The organism is Clostridium sartagoforme AAU1 (assembly GCF_000401215.1).
Taxonomy (GTDB): Bacteria; Bacillota; Clostridia; order Clostridiales; family Clostridiaceae; genus Clostridium; species Clostridium sartagoforme.
In genome coordinates, this window is record NZ_ASRV01000078.1 from 1 (window position 1) to 17608 (window position 17608).

The window sequence follows — 17608 nt, forward strand, 5'->3', positions numbered from 1 at the left end:
AATGAAATTATTTAGAAAATATTAGGAATAGGGGAATTAATAATTATAAGTGGGGTGCTATTATGAGGTTAATAATACATGATCTAAAAAAAGAGGAATTTGAAAAAGAGTTTTCTAGTAGTTTAGAAGATACAGTTATAATTTCAGATGATGAAAGTATTCATAATTGTATAGGTTGTTTTGGTTGTTGGGTAAAAACACCTGGAGCTTGTGTTATAAGAGATAAATATGCTGATATGGGAAAATACTTATCAAAATGTAGAGAAGTTATAATAATAAGCCAATGCTTTTATGGAGGATTTAGCCCATTTGTTAAAAATGTTTTAGATAGAAGCATTTCTTATGTACATCCATTTTTTAAGATAAAAAATGGAGAAATGCATCATCAAAGAAGATATGATAATAATGTTTGTATGAAGGTCTGGTTTTATGGAAATAAAATAACAGAAAAAGAAAAGCAAACTGCTAGAGGTATAGTAAAAGCTAATTGTATAAATCTCTACTGGGATATATCAAATATAACATTTTCTAATAATATAAATGAATTAGGAGAACAGATATTATGAAAATAGCTTTAATTAATGGAAGTCCTAAAGTAAAGTATAGTGCTTCAGAACTCATATTAAATGAACTAAAAATTTTTTAATAATAGTGAAAACGAAGTAAATAAAAAGCTTAGTATTTGTGAATATAGTTTTAGGAGTACTAAATTAGATAATAATGTAGTTGAAGAAATAATAAATTCTAATGTTTTAGTTTTTGCTTTTCCTTTATATGTAGACGGAGTTCCATCTCATTTATTAAAGTGCTTAGTACAATTAGAAGAAATTTTTAATAATATAAAAGAAAAGGATATTAAAGTTTATGCACTAGCTAACTGTGGATTTTATGAAGGTGAGCAAAATAAATTAGCTCTTGAAATATTTGAAAACTGGTGCATAAAATGCAATCTTACATGGGGGCAAGGAGCTGGTATTGGTGCTGGTCCTATCCTACATTCAGTTAAAAATGTTCCAATAGGACATGGGCCTAAGAAGAATTTAGGAAAAGCACTAAATATTATTTCAGACAATATTATAAAGTCTTCAAAGGATAATAATATATTTGTTAAAGCAAATTTCCCAAGATTTGCTTATAAGATTGCTGGAGAGATGGGATGGAAGAAAGCTGTTAAGGTCAATAATTTACAAATCAAAGATTTATATAAAAGGTTATAAAATAAAAACAATCATAAACTATATTAAGATAGTTTATGATTGTTTTTTATAATATAAGTCATTAAAATTAAATTTTTCATAAATTTGTTAAAGTTTAATAAAAAAGTCCGATAATAAGAAAATGATATTTTAAATAAGAGAAGAGTGATAGATAGCAATATATTTTCAGAAAATAATCGAAGAAACAACTAAAGTAGGGGGAAGAAATGAAATGAAGTTTTTTATGAATTTGTCAGTAAAGAAAAAATTAACTATTGTATTTTCTATAATATGTATATCAGCATTGATAATTGGCGTACAAGGAATAGTAGGTTCTGGGATTATAAATAGGAATGCAAAATTAATTTATAATAATAATTTAATGTCTATCAAAAATTTAGGATTAGTTAAATCAAATTTAAATTATGATAATAGCAGTTTAATAAAAATTGTTTATATGAAAGATAAAGATAAATTACAAGATCAAATAAATATCATTGGTAAAATACAAATAGAAAATGATAAATATATTCAAGAATACAAATCACTAGAACTTACTAAGGAAGAAGAAAAAATACATGTAGAATTTGAGAATGAATTAAAAAGTTATAGAGAATTAAGAAATAGTGTAATAGGACTTGTACAATCTGGTAAATATGATGAAGCAATTAATATTTATAATTCAGACGTTGCTCCTAAAGTAGAATCTATGTTTAATAAATTACAAAAAAGTATTGATATAAATGAAAATTTAGCTGAAGTAGCTAATTCAAATAATATATCAGAGTACAAAAGAATAATGTACATAATAATAATTTCTACTATTTTACTATATATATTAATGAGTATTTTTGCTACAGTAATAAGCAATTCAATAACAAAACCATTAAATAAAATAAAAGACCTTGCTGAAAGATTATCAAAGTATGACTTTTCAAGTCCTATTGTCATTACAAGAAAAGACGAATTCGGACAAACAGGAATTGCTTTAAATACTGCACAGGAAAATGTAAATAATTTAATAAAAATGATTGTGGATAATTCTCAAGATATAAGTGCAGCATCAGAAGAACTTTCAGCAACAGCAGAGGAGTTATTGTCAAAGGCAGAAATTATTGATGAATCAATAAGTAATATAACGGTAGGGATTCAAGAATCAAGTGCTACAGCTGAAGAAATAAGTGCTTCTGTACAAGAAGTAGATTCAAGTATAGAAATATTAGCATCAACTGCTATGGAAGGAAGTAATAATGCAAATAAGTCTAAAGAAAGAGCTATCAAAGCTAAAAGTAATAGTGAGCAAATAATTTTAGATACAAAGAATGTATATGTTGAAAAGCAAAAAAATATGCAAAAAGCCATTGAGGATGGGAAAGTAGTAGATAGAATAAAGGTTATGGCAGACACTATAGGAAGCATAGCAGAACAAACTAACTTACTTGCATTAAATGCAGCAATAGAAGCAGCAAGAGCAGGAGAACAAGGAAAAGGTTTTGCTGTAGTAGCAGATGAAGTAAGAAAACTTGCAGAAGAATCTAAAAAATCAGTAATAGATATACAGGAAACTATTAAACAGGTTCAATTTGCATTTAAAACTAGTATAGATACAGGAAAAGATATATTGGAATTTATAAATAAAAATGTAAATGAGCAATTTAACGCATATCAACAAACTGGGGATGAATATTATAGTGATTCTGATTTAGTAAGTAGAATGTCTGATGAAATTGCTTCTATGTCAGAAGAAATTGCAGCTACAGCAGGACAAGTAAGTGAAGCTGTACAAACTATGGCAGAATCATCTCAAAGTTCAAGTGAAGAAGTAGTTACAATAAAAGAAAGTATGGATGAAACTACAAAGGCTATAGAACAAGTAGCTGTAACAGCTCAAAGTCAAGCAGAATTAGCTCAAAAGCTTAATGAAATGATACAAAGATTTAAAATTTAACTATTTATTTAAATAGAGATATTAAATTATCTCTATTTTTTAATTTCTTTTCTTCTTATTTACAAAGAATATTATAAATTATAAAATATAAGTAAAAATTCAAGACGTTAAAGTAAAGCTAGGAGATTCAATATGAACATACAAAAGATAATGATAATTACAATGCTATTAATAATAGTAGTACTAATTATAATTAGTAAAATAAAATCTAGAAAAAAAATAAATTTAGGTGAAGAAAAAGTAAATAATATTTTAAGTAAATTATCAGGATACAAATTATTAAGTGATATAATGATAAAAAGAGATATTGGTACAAGCCAAATAGACCATATTTTAATAGGGAAAAAGGGAATATTTGTAATAGAAACGAAGGATTATAGCGGCTTAATATATGGGGAAGAATATTCAAAATACTGGACGCAAATTATAAATAGAAATAAAAATCAATTTTATAATCCAATAAGACAAAATTATGGACATGTAAAAGCTTTAGAAGAGTATTTACATAAGAAGGATATATTTATTTCAATAATAGTATTTACAGATAAATCAAAGCTAAAAAAAGTAAAAGCGGAGACTCCAGTGATTCAATTAAAGAAGCTCAAGAAATTTATAAAAAGATATTCATCAGATATAAAAATTTCAAAAGAAGAAATAGAAGAAATATATAATTTAGTAAAAAGAGCCAATATAAATAGTACTAGAGAAAGAAAAAAGCATGTTAAAAGGATAAGAAAGACTTATTAAAATGATACGAAATTTATAATATCGTAGTATATTTTAGGAGGGTTATTATGAGCAAGATTAATATATTAGAGGTAATATTTACTTCTAATAATGAAATTAATATTTTATATCCAGTGATAATAGAAGATGAAAATGAAATGATTCTAATAGATTGTGGATATCCTAATTTTTTAGAACTGATTGAAGATACTGCAGTTAGAGATGGAATTAATATTAAAAATTATCTAAAATAATTATAACTCATCATGATTTCGATCATATGGGATCTTTAACAGCATTTAAGAGAAAATATCCTAACATAAAGATATTATCATCTAAAGAAGAAGCTCCTTATATAAATGGTGACAAAAAGTCATTAAGATTACAACAAGCAAAGTTTATATATAATACTTTACCAGAAGAAGAAAAGGAAGGTGCAAGAAACTTTGAGGCAATGTTAGAGTCAATTGAAAGTTGTACGGTAGATATGGAGTTAAAGGATAAAGATTGTTTTGATTTTTGTGGAGGAATAGAAATAGTTTCTACACCAGGACATATGCCAGGGCACATATCAATTTATCATAAGGAAAGCAAATCATTAATAGCCGGTGATGCTGTAGTTTTAGAGAATGGAAAATTAGATATTGCATTGCCACAATATACTTTGGACATAAATGAAGCTAAGAAATCTATTAAAAAGCTTTTAGAATATGATATTGATCAAATAATATGTTATCACGGTGGAATATATGAAAATAATATAATAGAATCACTTAAAGAAATATAACTCTTTTAATGGAAATAAAAATATAGTTTTAGGATTATGAAGAAAATAGTAGAACTTCATAATCTTTTTTTATTTTAGTTTTATGATTTAAAAACTAATAAATAATTTATATATGGTATAATATATAAATAATAGTATTTTTCTAAAAATAATAATTATTAGAGTTGAGTGTTGTAAAAATATAAATTAATACATGTATAATAAGTTATTAGAAGCAAAAACTAAAAATGAATAATTAAATATTTATATAAAGTTAAGAAAAGGAGAAGATATGAAAGAATTAAGAGATAAAGGTTTTAAGTTGGATAATAGTTATTCAAAGCTTTCAGATATATTTTTTACTGTACAAACCCCAAGCAAAGTTCCATCACCTAAATTAGTTGCTCTTAACTATTCATTAATAAATTCATTAGGATTAGATTCAAAATTTTTACAAAGCAATGAAGGTGTGGAGTTTCTTGCAGGAAATAAAATTCTAGATAAATCTACAATAATTGCCCAAGCATATGCAGGACATCAGTTTGGACATTTTACAATGCTTGGAGATGGCAGAGCTGTATTAATAGGAGAGCACATATCTCCTAAAGGAGAACGTGTAGATATTCAACTTAAAGGTTCAGGTAGAACACCATATTCAAGAGGCGGAGATGGAAAAGCAGCATTGGGTCCAATGCTAAGAGAATACATTATAAGTGAAGCAATGAATTCATTTGGGATTCCTACAACACGTAGTTTAGCTGTAGTTACAACTGGGGAGTCAATAATCCGAGAAAGTTATTTAAAAGGAGCAGTATTAACTCGTATTGCATCAAGCCATATACGTGTAGGAACTTTCGAATTTGCTGCAAGATTTGGAAATATTCATGAGCTTAAAGAATTAACAGATTATACTATAAATAGGCATTACCCTAATATAATCAATGAAGAAAATAGGTATTTATTATTCTTACAAAATGTAATAAAAAAACAGGCAGAACTTATAGCAAAATGGCAATTAGCTGGATTTATTCATGGAGTTATGAATACAGATAACATGACAATTAGTGGAGAAACTATTGATTATGGGCCTTGCGCATTTATGGATGTATATGATCCTAAAACAGTATTTAGCTCTATTGATGTTCAAGGAAGATATTCTTATGAAAATCAGCCTAAACTTGCAGCATGGAATCTTGCAAGATTTGCTGAAACATTAGTACCATTAATACATGAAAATCAAGATGAGGCTATAGAAATGGCTCAAAATTCAGTTTTAGAGTTTGAAAATATATATAAGAAAAATTGGTTATCTGGAATGAGGTCAAAGCTTGGAATATTTAATGAAGAAACTGAAGATGAAAGGTTAATTGAAAATCTTTTAAATATGATGCATAAATATGGTGCTGATTATACCAACACCTTTAGTTCATTAACTCTCGACAAAAAAGATGATATTGCAATGTTTAGTACATCTGAATTTAGCAAATGGAATAAGTTGTGGGAAGATAGATTAACAAGGCAGCCAGAAACAAAAGAATCAGTTAAACAACTTATGCAAAATTCTAATCCTTATATAATTCCACGTAATCATCGGGTAGAGGAAGCATTAACCGCTGCTTCAAAAAATGATGATTATGGAGTTATGGATAGACTTTTAGATGCTCTTTCAAAGCCATTTGCATATTCAAAAGAACAATATGAGTACTCAACGCTGCCAGAGCCTTCAAATAACAAATATAGAACATTTTGCGGAACATAAGTAATAAATTAAAATTATAGTAAAGAAAAAACTATGTTAAAAAGGGCTTACCATAAAAAGTAATGCCCTTATTTATTTAAAGTATTTTAGTTTATTTTAATGCTTTAAATTCTTAGAAAACTGTACCATGATTGATTGGACTTCTTCAACATTTTCTGGTTTCAATAAAGCAATCATTGTAGGAATAAATTTTGAAATATAATCATATGTAAAAGTACCTTCTGATTGTTTTTTGAAACTTTCAGCTAGTAATGCTTTGGCTTCTTCAACTTTATTTTCTTGTACTCTTTCTAAAATAAACGCAAAAAATTGTTCTTGTCCTTGATTCATTCCTTTACCTCCTAGTAAATGAACTATTTTCATTTAATCTTTAAATAACAAAAGTTTATCGTAATGATTATATTATACCTTCTAATTCTATGTCAAACAGTAAAAATATTAATCTAAATAGAAAAAAGAATTAAGAAATAAAATAGGTAATTAAACTAGGGATTAGGAACTTGGAATAAAGATAAGTAAAAGATTATCTACATTTGTATATGTATAAACTGAAGTAATTTTATAAGTTGATAGATAATTCTAATAGGAATATAATAAAAGTAGTATATACAATAGAAAACATCCAAATTAATATAATTAAGAGTAATAGTGTTATGAGGGAATTTATGACAAAGATTTTTGATATTAGAAATTTTACAAACTGGATAAAGTTATTTACTTATATTTCTGCCACAATTCTATTAATTGTTAATAACAATTTTCAAAGCTTGATATATATTATACCAACTATTGTGCTTGTATTTTTGGTTAATTACTCAAGAGATTATTTCATAGTTTCAAAGAATAAATCAATAGTATATATAATAATAAGTATGACCTTTGAAATGATTCTTATATTATCAATAAGCTTTTTTGATAAAAACAATATCAATTTGCTTTTATTTTTTGTTTTTGTATCTTCAACGGTAATTATACATAAATTCATATATTCAATATTCTTAATAATTGTTTATTTAAGTTCTACATTCATTATATATATCGTACAAAATGGATTTACTCAAGCTATGCAATCCTTTTTGGCTATGATTTTTAACTATGGAGTTGCAATAGCTTTTGTGGTTGGTATGAGTTATTTAGTAAAGATTCAAATTAGTGAAAAGGAAAAGCTAGCAAGAATGAATGAAGAGCTAGAAGAAACCTATAAGAAGCTTATAGAAAGTTCAGCAGCAGCGGAAAAACTTATAGTGGAAAAAGAAAGAACTCGAATGGCTAGAGAAATTCATGATACTCTTGCACATACCTTAACAACCTTGATTATCCAACTTGAAGCTTGCAAAAAACTAGCATCAAAAGCTCCTTATAGGCTTCCTGAAGAATTAGAAAAGGCACAAAAATTATCAAGAAGTGGCTTTAATGATGTAAAACGAAGTATAAAAGCATTAAGACCTGAAGTAATGGAGGAAAAATCTTTTTTTTCATCTATTAATGCTATTATCAATGAAACAATGGAGAATACCAAGGCAAAAGTAACCTTAAACAATTTACTATCTAAAGAAATAAAATTAGAATCACAAATGGAGATTACATTATTTAGAGTTATACAAGAGAGTATTACAAATTCTATAAGACATGGACAAGCATCTGAAATTGAAATTAATATGGAAATAAAAGATAATATATTGAAATTAAGTATAAATGATAATGGGATTGGATGTTCAAATCTTAAAAAAGGATATGGAACTCAAGGAATTGAAGAAAGAGTTGAAAGTTTAAAAGGAACTGTAGAATTTTATAGTTCTAAAGGAAAAGGTTTTAAAACAAATGTATTAATTCCTTGTGAGGTGTTATAAAAAGTGAAAATTAAAGTAATGATTACAGATGATCAAAGATTGATGAGAGAAGGACTTAAAACCATACTTGACTTAGAAGATGATTTAACAGTGGTTCAGTTGTGTGAAAATGGAAAAGATACTTTAGAAAAACTACCTAGTGTAAGGCCAGATGTAATACTTATGGATATACGTATGCCGATTATGGATGGGGTGGAGTGTACTAGAATTATAAAACAGCAATATCCAGAGGTTAAGATATTGATTTTAACAACTTTTGATGATGATGAATTTATAATAGATGCCTTAAAAAATGGAGCAGTGGGTTATATTCTAAAAGATTTGTCCTCTGAAAAATTAGTATCATCTATTAGAGATGCTTATAAAGGAAACTCAATTATGCAACCAGAAATTGCAGCAAAGGTAATTTCTCATATTTCAGAATCTATAAATTATAGTGATTTCAAGTCTATGAATAAAGATAGTCAAGAAATCTCTATTATTTCGAAAGAAGTAAATACTAAATTAAAGCTTACCAATAGAGAAAGAGAAATACTTAATTTAGTGGGAGAAGGCATGTCAAATACAGAAATAGCTAAAAAGCTGTATATTTCAGTTGGTACGGTTAAGAATTATATAAGTAACCTTTATAGCAAGTTGGAAGTGGAGGATAGAAGTAAATTGACTTTATATGCTATTAAAGAGAATTCAAGCAATTAAATATATGATTCAAGTCATATATTATTATGACTTAAGTTGTTACTTCAGACAGATGTGTAAAAGACTTCCATGGAATACAATTAATATATAATAAATTGTAAGTTTGTGGAGGTTCACTATGTTAACTATTTTAGAAATCCTTATAATAGTATTAAATATTCCTATGCTCTTATGGCCATTAATGACCAGTAAGAAAATACCTAGAGTTATTGATTTTACTCCTTTGGCAGCTGTAGGTGTTCTTATACTTCACCTTTTCATTGATAAGAATACTATAGTAACAAGATTTATTCCACTTTATATATTCACAATAATAATGTTTCTAATTTCAATTCCAAGAATTTTTAGACGCAATCATAAGGAGCCAAAACATGGGTTGTTAGCTGGTATTCGTCGAGTATTTCAGTTATTTTTATTAGCAGTGTGTGTATTTATTCCAACAGTTGTATTACCTTTTCATTCACTTCCAGAACCAACAGGTAACTTCGATGTAGGTACTGTGGTTGTAGATTTTATAGATGATAATCGTATAGAAACACTTTCTAAAACAAGTGGTAATCGTAAAATTGCAGTTCAGTTTTGGTATCCTTCAGATAGAGAAGGAAAAGTTGTTAAGTATGATATGGAAGGTGCTCAAATTTCTAATGCACAGAAAGAGTATCCTTTAGTTATATTCTCTCATGGTGCTTTTGGTATGCGTATGAGTAATGCTTCAACTTGTAGAGAATTAGCTAGTCATGGATATGTTGTAGCTAGTATTGATCATACTTATCAAGCTTTCTATACTTCATTTGCAGATGGTAAATCAGCAATTGTAAATAATGAGTTTTTAAATGAAGCAATAGGAGTTCAGTTAGATGATATAAAAGGACAAGAGGCTTTTGATATTACTCATTCATGGCTAGATTTGAGAACCAAAGATATTGAACTTGTAATTAATAGTATAAAAGTAGGAAATCTGGGAACATCAGGTGAAGTTTTAAAGGGACATATGGATTTAAATAACATTGGACTTTTTGGACATTCTCTTGGAGGAGCTGCATCAGCTGAGGTTGCAAGAAATCGAGAAGATGTAAAGGCTGCTATTGTTATTGATGGAACTATGATAGGAGACATTAAAGGATTAAATAGTGATAATAGTGAAATAATCACAGAAGAAGACTTTAATAAACCTCTTATGTTAATGTATGGGGCTTTATTTCAAGAGAATGAAGGTAAAAACGATGCTTACCTACCAAATATAAAAGCTTATAACAATTCTAAAAATGCTGCATATTCACTATGTATAAAGGATTCTGGGCATTTAAATTTTACAGATCTTCCAAGAATATCACCATTTTTAGCTAAAAAGCTTGGAGTTGGAGAAATAGATTCCTTTGAATGTATAAAAATAGTTAACGATTATTCCTTAGCTTTCTTTGATAAGCATATTAAGAATCAAGAAAATTCATTATTAGAAGATAATATTTCTAATCTTCAAATTGAATTTAGTAGAAAAGTTCCTAAGATAGATGAAGATTAAGAAATTTAAGGTAGATTTACGCAAAAGTTAGAATCTGCCTTTATTTTTTTATGATATGAATAATCGACATTTATGAATTATTTAAAAGATATCAAATAAACTAAATTTATATTACAAATATTAGAATAAATAAATGCAATAGTAAGAATAAACCTTTAATAAAAAAAGGTCCTAGAAGGTAATAAAAGTTAAGAAGTAAATTAATTAAATATGAAAGTAATTTTAATGTGTATGGTTACTGAATCCTTCTTAAGGATTTATCACAGGACCTTTATATGAGCCATATAAGTTCACTGACTGGGTATCTCCAGGTTGAATTTCAGGTACTACCGCAATTTGATAGGTTTTATTTATAGGTAAACTATTGGCGTTCGATGAATTAATATAAACATCAGACGTATAGTAATAGTCTTTTTGTCCAGTTAGAGCCCTTGTGACTTCAACTTCTATAATTATATTATATACTGAATAAGGGGCTACATTTCCAGTAACATCAACATCTACAATAGTACCAGAATTTGGGTTTGGAGTAGGTGGAACTGGTGGTGGATTAGGTTTACAACAAATATCTTTGCAAATTTTAGCAAACATTTCTTCAAGTTCGTCCTTGCATATTTTAAGACATTCTTCATTACAATTTTTAGTGTTATGATCTCTACAGATAGTTTTATTATATCTGATATCACCAAGATGCTCATAGTGAACTTTCAGAAATGGAATTAGATAAGTATCATGATTTTTTACTGAGCCAAAATTTACAATAGTACCAGTACTCCTTCCATAGATAATAATCCCCTTATTACTTGGCCTATTTTTTATCCACGCAGAAACTATATTAGTGACATTTATTGTCACGGCAACTTTAGATGTTAGTGGGTAAAAATTTATTATTGAATAGTGATCATAATTTGGAGCATTGTTGTATGTTGTATATGTGCTGAAGTAATCTCTCAGCGGACTTATTGATAGTTTTTGATCAATATTATTAAAAAATTGATCAGTTTTAAAAAGTACAAGCTCAGCACTAGATATAACAATATCGGAAGGTAGAGATGAAACATCAAAAAATAAATAGCTATAGTAAGTATTTTTATTATCAAATCCTATTGTTATTGTGCCCTCATTTAAGCTTTTATCTGGATATTTACTTGTAACAGTAAGACTCTTTGCTGCTGGAATAATTATATTTGCCATTTTACCACCTCATGATAGAGATATATATAAGAAGAAAATGAGTTCCAATAATTTATTTATTACATGGTATTTTATTGAAACTCACTTTAAAATTCTTTATACCTTAGTTTCTTTAAATGAAGCCTTTAATATTTTATTCTTATTGAAGGTCTACTTCACCTATAATAGCACCGAAGGAAGTAAAGGTAACTGCATCAGAAGCAGAAATCACAGGAACAGCTGCGATTGTTATACTTTCACTAACAGCACTTGGTGAGGAGGTTGAATTAACGTATTCCTTTGTTAGATAAAAATATTCAAATCCAGATTCAAATCTAGAAACTGTTATTTGCATAACTTCTACAAATGCAGTATTAGCTGGAACTGTACCAAGGATACTAACATATCTACCAGATGCAGTTTGAGGACTATCAAAGTTAGCATTAAATGCCACTAATGAATGTGATATAAATATTAAGTAATGTTGAAATAACTTAATATTTTTTTTGTAGAAGAATTGAATTCATTATAGACAGCGAAGTAACATCTATTTTTTCATTTACTTTAATAGATTTAATAAACTCTTTATAGGAAAAATCCAAATAGCCATATTTATAATATAACTTACCTAAATTTAAAGATATGCTATCATCACTAATGTGATTAAGTAGCTTTAGGGCCTTATTAAATTCATCAAAACAGTTTCCTCTTAAAAGAACTTCCAGAAGATTAAATATAGATTGCAATAGGCTCTTGGAGGTAACAGTATCTTCTAAAATAGTATCTGAATTTCCTTTAATCAATGATATAAAGCTATTATATATGATAATTTCTTCTGGCTCATTAAAGTTTTTAGCAACACTAATTAAATTATCAACATCTTGATATCTTTCTGTAAATAGAGAACACAAGATACAACAGTATACTGAAGTATTTAAATATTCTTCATCAGTTACTTTATTGAGATTTTCTAAAGCAGCTGTATAATTTTTTAGGTAGTACAAATAAATACCTTTATAAAAAGAAATTTTTTGAGTATTTTCTGTAGACTCCTCTATATTGTTAATATAATCATAAGCTATGTCAAACTTATTTTGTATAGAGAAGACTTTTGATAGTAAAAAGGTAGTGTCCTCATCTATAGTATCAAAGTAGCTTTCTAATTGACTTTGTATTTGCTTAATATCAGTATTGTTTTTAAATAATATTTCAGAAATTTTAAAAAGAGCATCTGTTAATTTACAATTTATTTTAAGGGTTGTATTTAAATAATCATAAGCATCATCATAGGCACCAATATTATATGCAATAATTCCTAGCAGATAATATGATTTATAGGTAGAAATACCTGAAATTTCTCTTAGAAGCACTGGGGATTCTCCCATAGATATACACTTTTTAGCAGACTCAATAGCTGATAGATATTTTCGCTTTTTATAAAATATATTTGCTTTACAGAATTCGTATTCAGTACAGGCAGGATAATATTTTTGTCCGACTTCAATTAATTTTAAACATTCATCAAGATTGTTTAAAGTTTCGTGGCATGAAATCATTTTTAAAATTAATTTTGATCCAAAGCCAGCTGTAGGAGTAAAATTCTTGTATGCTTTATTTAAATACTTTAAGGCTTCAGAATAGTCTCCTTTAGCAGAATACTCAACTCCCATATTATAAAGCATAAACGCATTATTTGGATCATTCTTAAGCATCTTTTCAATTATAGCCATATTTCTTTTTCTTTTATTTTTTTTATAATAGTCTCGTTAAGATACCCATAGTGATAAAATCTTATATCAACTAACCCTAAGAAAACTTGTTTTTTTCATCCTCACTTCCAGGTGTAATTTGTTCATGGATGTCACCAATAAATTTATAGCCTTTACCATTTCTTATAAATCTAATATTCAAATTAGAATATATATTATAATTTTTTAAATCTCCAGAGTAGCTAAGCGTTTCTCCAAAATAAGCATTTAACTTATTTTCTTCATTATTAATGAGTAAAGCTACTTTATCTTTATCTTCCTTTACTAATTCATCATCAGCATCCATAATTAGGATCCAATCTTTTGAAGCTTTGCTTAAAGAATAATTTCTAGCATTTGCAAAACTATTATCCCATTTATAAAAAAATATTTTTGCACCATAACTTTCAGCTATTTCAACTGTACTATCTGTAGAACCAGTATCAACTAATATAATTTCATCTACGATGTCTTTAACACTTTCGAGACAACGAGACAATGTATTTTCTTCATTTTTTACAATCATACATAAACTTAATGACATGTTACCAATCTCCTTGTAAATAAGTGAATAGATTTTAAATAGTATATAGTAATATATGATTAAATTAGTCTATTGTGCTCAATAATTGTAACAAAAGAAGGTTTTGAGTATATTATAGCTATTAGAAAATTTAAAGGTATAAAGGAGAGCAAAGATGCCTACAAGTTGGTACCAAGCAATTTCTAGTATTTTAGATCAGATACAGAGTGAAAATCCTAGGTCAATTTTAGATATAGGAGTAGGATTTGGAAAGTATGGTTTAATGGTGAGGGAAATACTTGATTTGCCTTTTGAAAGATATAATAAGGATCAATGGTTAATAAACATTGAAGGTATAGAAGCTTTTGAAAAATATAAAAATCCTATACATGACTATGTGTACAATAAGATATATTATGGAGATGCTAGGGAGGTAATAAAGAATCTTCCAAAGTATGATTGTATATTACTTATAGATGTATTGGAGCATTTTGAAAAAGAAGATGGGAAAAAATTTATTAAGGAACTTATGAATCATGTTAATAAGTCATTAATAATATCTACACCAAGATATCCAGCAAAGCAAGAAGAGTATTTAGGTAATAAATATGAAGAACATAAGAGTAAGTGGTCTATTATAGACTTTATAAATTATGATTTTTCTTATAAAGAAGTTCAAATTGGATATAACTTTGCAGAATTATTTCAAATTTTCCCGAAAGAAAATATAAATAAACAATTTAATAATATTATTAATATAGATAAAAGCAATATAGATAAAAAGAAACTATCTATAGGATATATACTTCCTCATAAGAATTTAACTGGTGGACTGAAGATGCTTTTGTCACAGATGAAAGAATTAAGGAAAAGAGGACATAAAATAGTTGGATTTATTAAAGGAAAAGAGGGAGATACTGTTATTCCAGAGTGGTTTGATACAAAAATAGATCAAGAGGTAATAGTTCCTTTAGATAAATCTTATATAGAATATATAGATCAATGTGATGTTGTAGTATGTGGATTTTTTAATCAAATTTATGAGTTGAAGGATAGTAAAATACCAGTAGTTTACTGTGAACAGGGAAGCGAATTCATTTTTGGTGATTACGGGGATTTATCATCTAAACACCCCTATAGAGAAGAACTATTAAAAATTTATAGGTGTAATTTTAACTTAGCTAGCGTATCGGAAACTATAAGTAAAGTATTAAAAGCGAGATTTAATAGAGAATCATATATAATACCTAATTTTATAGATACTGATTTATATTATCCTGAATCACACCAGTTTAATAACTCTATCCTATTAGTAGGAAACCCTGGTTTAAAATTTAAAGGTTTTAATACAGCAGTTCAAACATTACAAAAGGTTTGGGATATGGGGTATAGGTTTAGTGTAAATTGGATATGTCAGGTAATTCCGCAAATAAAAGGTATTAACTTTCCAATTAATTTTATAGAGAAGCCATCTCAAAAAGATTTAGCAGAGTATTATAGAAAATCAGATTTATTTTTATTTACTTCAGTATATGAAGGGTTTGGTATGCCTCCATTAGAGGCTATGGCATCGGGAGTACCTGTAATAACAACTAACTGCGGAGGAATAAATGAATTTATTACTAATGGATATAATGGTTTAGTTTCAGATGTATATGACTCAGACTCATTATCTTCTTTATTGATTTCTGTATTGACTAATGAAGAATTAAGAGAATCATTAAGCAAAAGAGGAAGAGAAACTGCACTAAACTTCAATATAGATAATAGTATTAGTAAATTAGAAGAGTATTTATTAAGTATAGTTAGTGAAAGTAAAGAAAAGCAGATACAATCAGAAGGTTAAGTTTCTTTAAGAGAGTATAGTTTTTTTAGTAAGACGGAATATAAACATTAATACTGTATAAGATAAATTTATATTATATTAAGTAAAGTAGAACCTTCAGTTTATTTAGGTTCTACTTTTTCTTATAATAGAAAAATGAGAATTTCATTAATATCAGAGAATTAATATTTATTTTATAAGTGCAATATTATGTTAAAAAATGTAATATATGTTATAATTAACATTAAGAATATTATAAAAAAGGGGAGAGAGTATTATGGCTAAAGTTTCTTTATTTTTTGGAGCTGGTGCTGAATGTTCTTATGGGTTACCATCGGGTGGAAAGTTTGCACTTGATATTTTTAGAATGAATACTAGTGATGATAAGATAAATTTAAAAGAACAATTAAATAATGTTGATAAGCAATCAAATTATGCAAGGTGGCTACCAGAAGGCTTTGATAATAAAAAACTAACTGCTTTTACAAAGACACAATATGAATCAATAGTAAAAGGGAGTTTAGAAAATAAAAGAAATAATATTTTGGATTACTTAAATAACTTTGATGAAAAGGTTAACTTAATATCACAAAGGTTGTATGATAATGGACTTGATATTGATAAGGTGTTTTTAGATATAACAGGTTTGGAATTAGGAGCTTATAATTATTCTCATATAATAAAATTAAATCCATTATTGGGAGGAGATAATGCAATCTTTGGAAGTAATTATTTTTCGGCATTTTTAAAACTTTTAGAAATAGAAGAAGTAAGTTATCAATTTAAGATAAATATAAGAAATATAACAAGAGCAATACTTGAATTATTAATAGGATCATTAGGTGAAGATTTAATACATAGATTAAATGATGGAATTTTTTATGATAGTCCAGAAAGTATAGATTTATTTGATGATCTTGGAGCAATATTTACATTAGACTATAGCAATACAGGTATGAAAGGCTTAGAGCTATTAATAGAAAATGAAGACTTAAATATAGAAGAAATATATAGTAATGAAGAGAAAATAACTAAATTTGGATTGCAAATATTAGAAGATATATATTCAAGAGCATTAGATTATCAAATGTTAATTGATTCTAATTGGAGGTATATTTACAGTCCAAAAACTGATTGGGGAAAATTCAATAAAATAGTTATATTTTTATATACAGTAAAGAGATATATAGAATCAATAGCTAAAAGTAATACAGAAAAAATAAAAGAAGGTAATGGATATTATCATGATGTTTTATATTTAAAAGAGTTTGTAGATATAAATGCAATAGGAACAACAAACTACAATTCATTTATAGAAGATATAACTAAGGAAGAGGTTTATTACTTAAATGGATGTATAAATGATTACTATGATCCATATTTAAATAAAATAATATCCTTCGATGAAAATAAAAGCAAAGGACATATAATAGTACCTTTTTTATTTACCCAAAGTGGCATAAAACCATTAACATCAGTTAAGATGTCTAAAAGGTATGTAGATATGTTTAATAAATTTAAAGAATCAGATATTATTTGTGTGTGTGGGTTTGCCTTTAATTGTGACGACGGACATATAAATGGTTTATTTAGAGAATTAATAGAAGATTACAATAAAACCATATATATATTACATTATGTAGATGGAAGTCGATTTAATGTAAGAAAATCAATTAATGAATATAAAGAAAAATTGAGGTTAAATAATACTTCAAACTTAAGAATTATAGCTGTAGATAAGAATAGAAATGAAATTGGTAGCGGGGAGAAGTGGTTTGAGGTATTGGTTAGTGAGGGAGACTTGGAATAACTTCCGTTGAAGCGTATCTGTTGAGAACCAAAATAAAAATGAATACTTAAAATTATAACATAA

The 17608-nt window shown here is 27.1% G+C and carries 16 protein-coding genes; 11 read left to right on the forward strand and 5 right to left on the reverse strand.

Translation table 11 applies throughout. The annotated features are described in order from the left end of the window. Positions 1-62 precede the first annotated feature (62 nt). The 6 genes from A500_RS06005 (at position 63) to A500_RS06025 (ending at position 6395) form a co-directional block, all read left to right on the forward strand. Positions 63-566: a flavodoxin family protein gene (locus A500_RS06005; RefSeq protein ID WP_016206698.1), complete on the forward strand. Its 504-nt coding sequence runs from the start codon at positions 63-65 to the stop codon at positions 564-566. An 862-nt stretch (positions 567-1428) separates the two neighbouring features. After that, a complete protein-coding gene (locus A500_RS06010; RefSeq protein ID WP_016206700.1) occupies positions 1429-3144 on the forward strand; it encodes a methyl-accepting chemotaxis protein in 1716 nt (571 codons plus the stop codon). Positions 3145-3276: 132 nt separating this feature from the next. Beyond that, complete coding sequence (locus tag A500_RS06015; RefSeq protein WP_016206701.1) at positions 3277-3891, forward strand: nuclease-related domain-containing protein; 615 nt, start codon at positions 3277-3279, stop codon at positions 3889-3891. Positions 3892-3938: 47 nt separating this feature from the next. Then, positions 3939-4124 (forward strand): MBL fold metallo-hydrolase, encoded by a 186-nt coding sequence (locus tag A500_RS21150; RefSeq protein WP_242835062.1) that lies wholly within the window; start codon positions 3939-3941, stop codon positions 4122-4124. 26 nt (positions 4125-4150) lie between these two features. After that, positions 4151-4657 carry an MBL fold metallo-hydrolase gene (locus A500_RS06020; protein WP_242835063.1) on the forward strand — a complete coding sequence of 169 codons (507 nt, stop codon included), beginning with the start codon at positions 4151-4153 and terminating at the stop codon, positions 4655-4657. Between the two features lie 271 nt (positions 4658-4928). Further along, the gene (locus A500_RS06025) at positions 4929-6395 is read left to right on the forward strand and encodes a protein adenylyltransferase SelO (RefSeq protein ID WP_016206702.1); all 1467 of its coding nucleotides are present in this window, start codon (positions 4929-4931) and stop codon (positions 6393-6395) included. A 96-nt stretch (positions 6396-6491) separates the two neighbouring features. Here A500_RS06025 and A500_RS06030 read toward each other — a convergent pair whose 3' ends face one another. Beyond that, positions 6492-6725 carry a hypothetical protein gene (locus tag A500_RS06030; protein ID WP_016206703.1) on the reverse strand — a complete coding sequence of 78 codons (234 nt, stop codon included), beginning with the start codon at positions 6723-6725 and terminating at the stop codon, positions 6492-6494. Between the two features lie 335 nt (positions 6726-7060). Between A500_RS06030 and A500_RS06035 the strand changes: the two genes are divergently transcribed. The 3 genes from A500_RS06035 to A500_RS06045 all read left to right on the forward strand — a co-directional run bounded on the left by A500_RS06035 (position 7061) and on the right by A500_RS06045 (position 10466). Then, positions 7061-8245 (forward strand): sensor histidine kinase, encoded by a 1185-nt coding sequence (locus A500_RS06035; protein WP_157453617.1) that lies wholly within the window; start codon positions 7061-7063, stop codon positions 8243-8245. Between the two features lie 3 nt (positions 8246-8248). Next, positions 8249-8944: a response regulator transcription factor gene (locus tag A500_RS06040; RefSeq protein WP_016206705.1), complete on the forward strand. Its 696-nt coding sequence runs from the start codon at positions 8249-8251 to the stop codon at positions 8942-8944. Between the two features lie 118 nt (positions 8945-9062). Then, positions 9063-10466, forward strand: coding sequence for an alpha/beta hydrolase family protein (locus tag A500_RS06045; RefSeq protein WP_016206706.1), 1404 nt, complete (start codon positions 9063-9065; stop codon positions 10464-10466). Between the two features lie 249 nt (positions 10467-10715). Here A500_RS06045 and A500_RS06050 read toward each other — a convergent pair whose 3' ends face one another. The 4 genes from A500_RS06050 to A500_RS21155 form a co-directional block, all read right to left on the reverse strand. Further along, positions 10716-11660 carry a DNRLRE domain-containing protein gene (locus A500_RS06050; protein ID WP_016206707.1) on the reverse strand — a complete coding sequence of 315 codons (945 nt, stop codon included), beginning with the start codon at positions 11658-11660 and terminating at the stop codon, positions 10716-10718. Positions 11661-11799: 139 nt separating this feature from the next. Then, complete coding sequence (locus tag A500_RS06055; RefSeq protein WP_016206708.1) at positions 11800-12093, reverse strand: hypothetical protein; 294 nt, start codon at positions 12091-12093, stop codon at positions 11800-11802. A gap of 40 nt (positions 12094-12133) precedes the next feature. Beyond that, positions 12134-13369, reverse strand: a complete 1236-nt coding sequence (locus tag A500_RS06060) for a tetratricopeptide repeat protein (protein WP_242835065.1) — start codon at positions 13367-13369, stop codon at positions 12134-12136. A gap of 76 nt (positions 13370-13445) precedes the next feature. Further along, positions 13446-13931 (reverse strand): glycosyltransferase family 2 protein, encoded by a 486-nt coding sequence (locus tag A500_RS21155; RefSeq protein ID WP_242835066.1) that lies wholly within the window; start codon positions 13929-13931, stop codon positions 13446-13448. Positions 13932-14085: 154 nt separating this feature from the next. Between A500_RS21155 and A500_RS06065 the strand changes: the two genes are divergently transcribed. Then, positions 14086-15756, forward strand: coding sequence for a glycosyltransferase (locus A500_RS06065; protein ID WP_016206709.1), 1671 nt, complete (start codon positions 14086-14088; stop codon positions 15754-15756). A 256-nt stretch (positions 15757-16012) separates the two neighbouring features. Beyond that, positions 16013-17545 (forward strand): hypothetical protein, encoded by a 1533-nt coding sequence (locus A500_RS06070; protein ID WP_016206710.1) that lies wholly within the window; start codon positions 16013-16015, stop codon positions 17543-17545. Positions 17546-17608 lie beyond the last annotated feature (63 nt).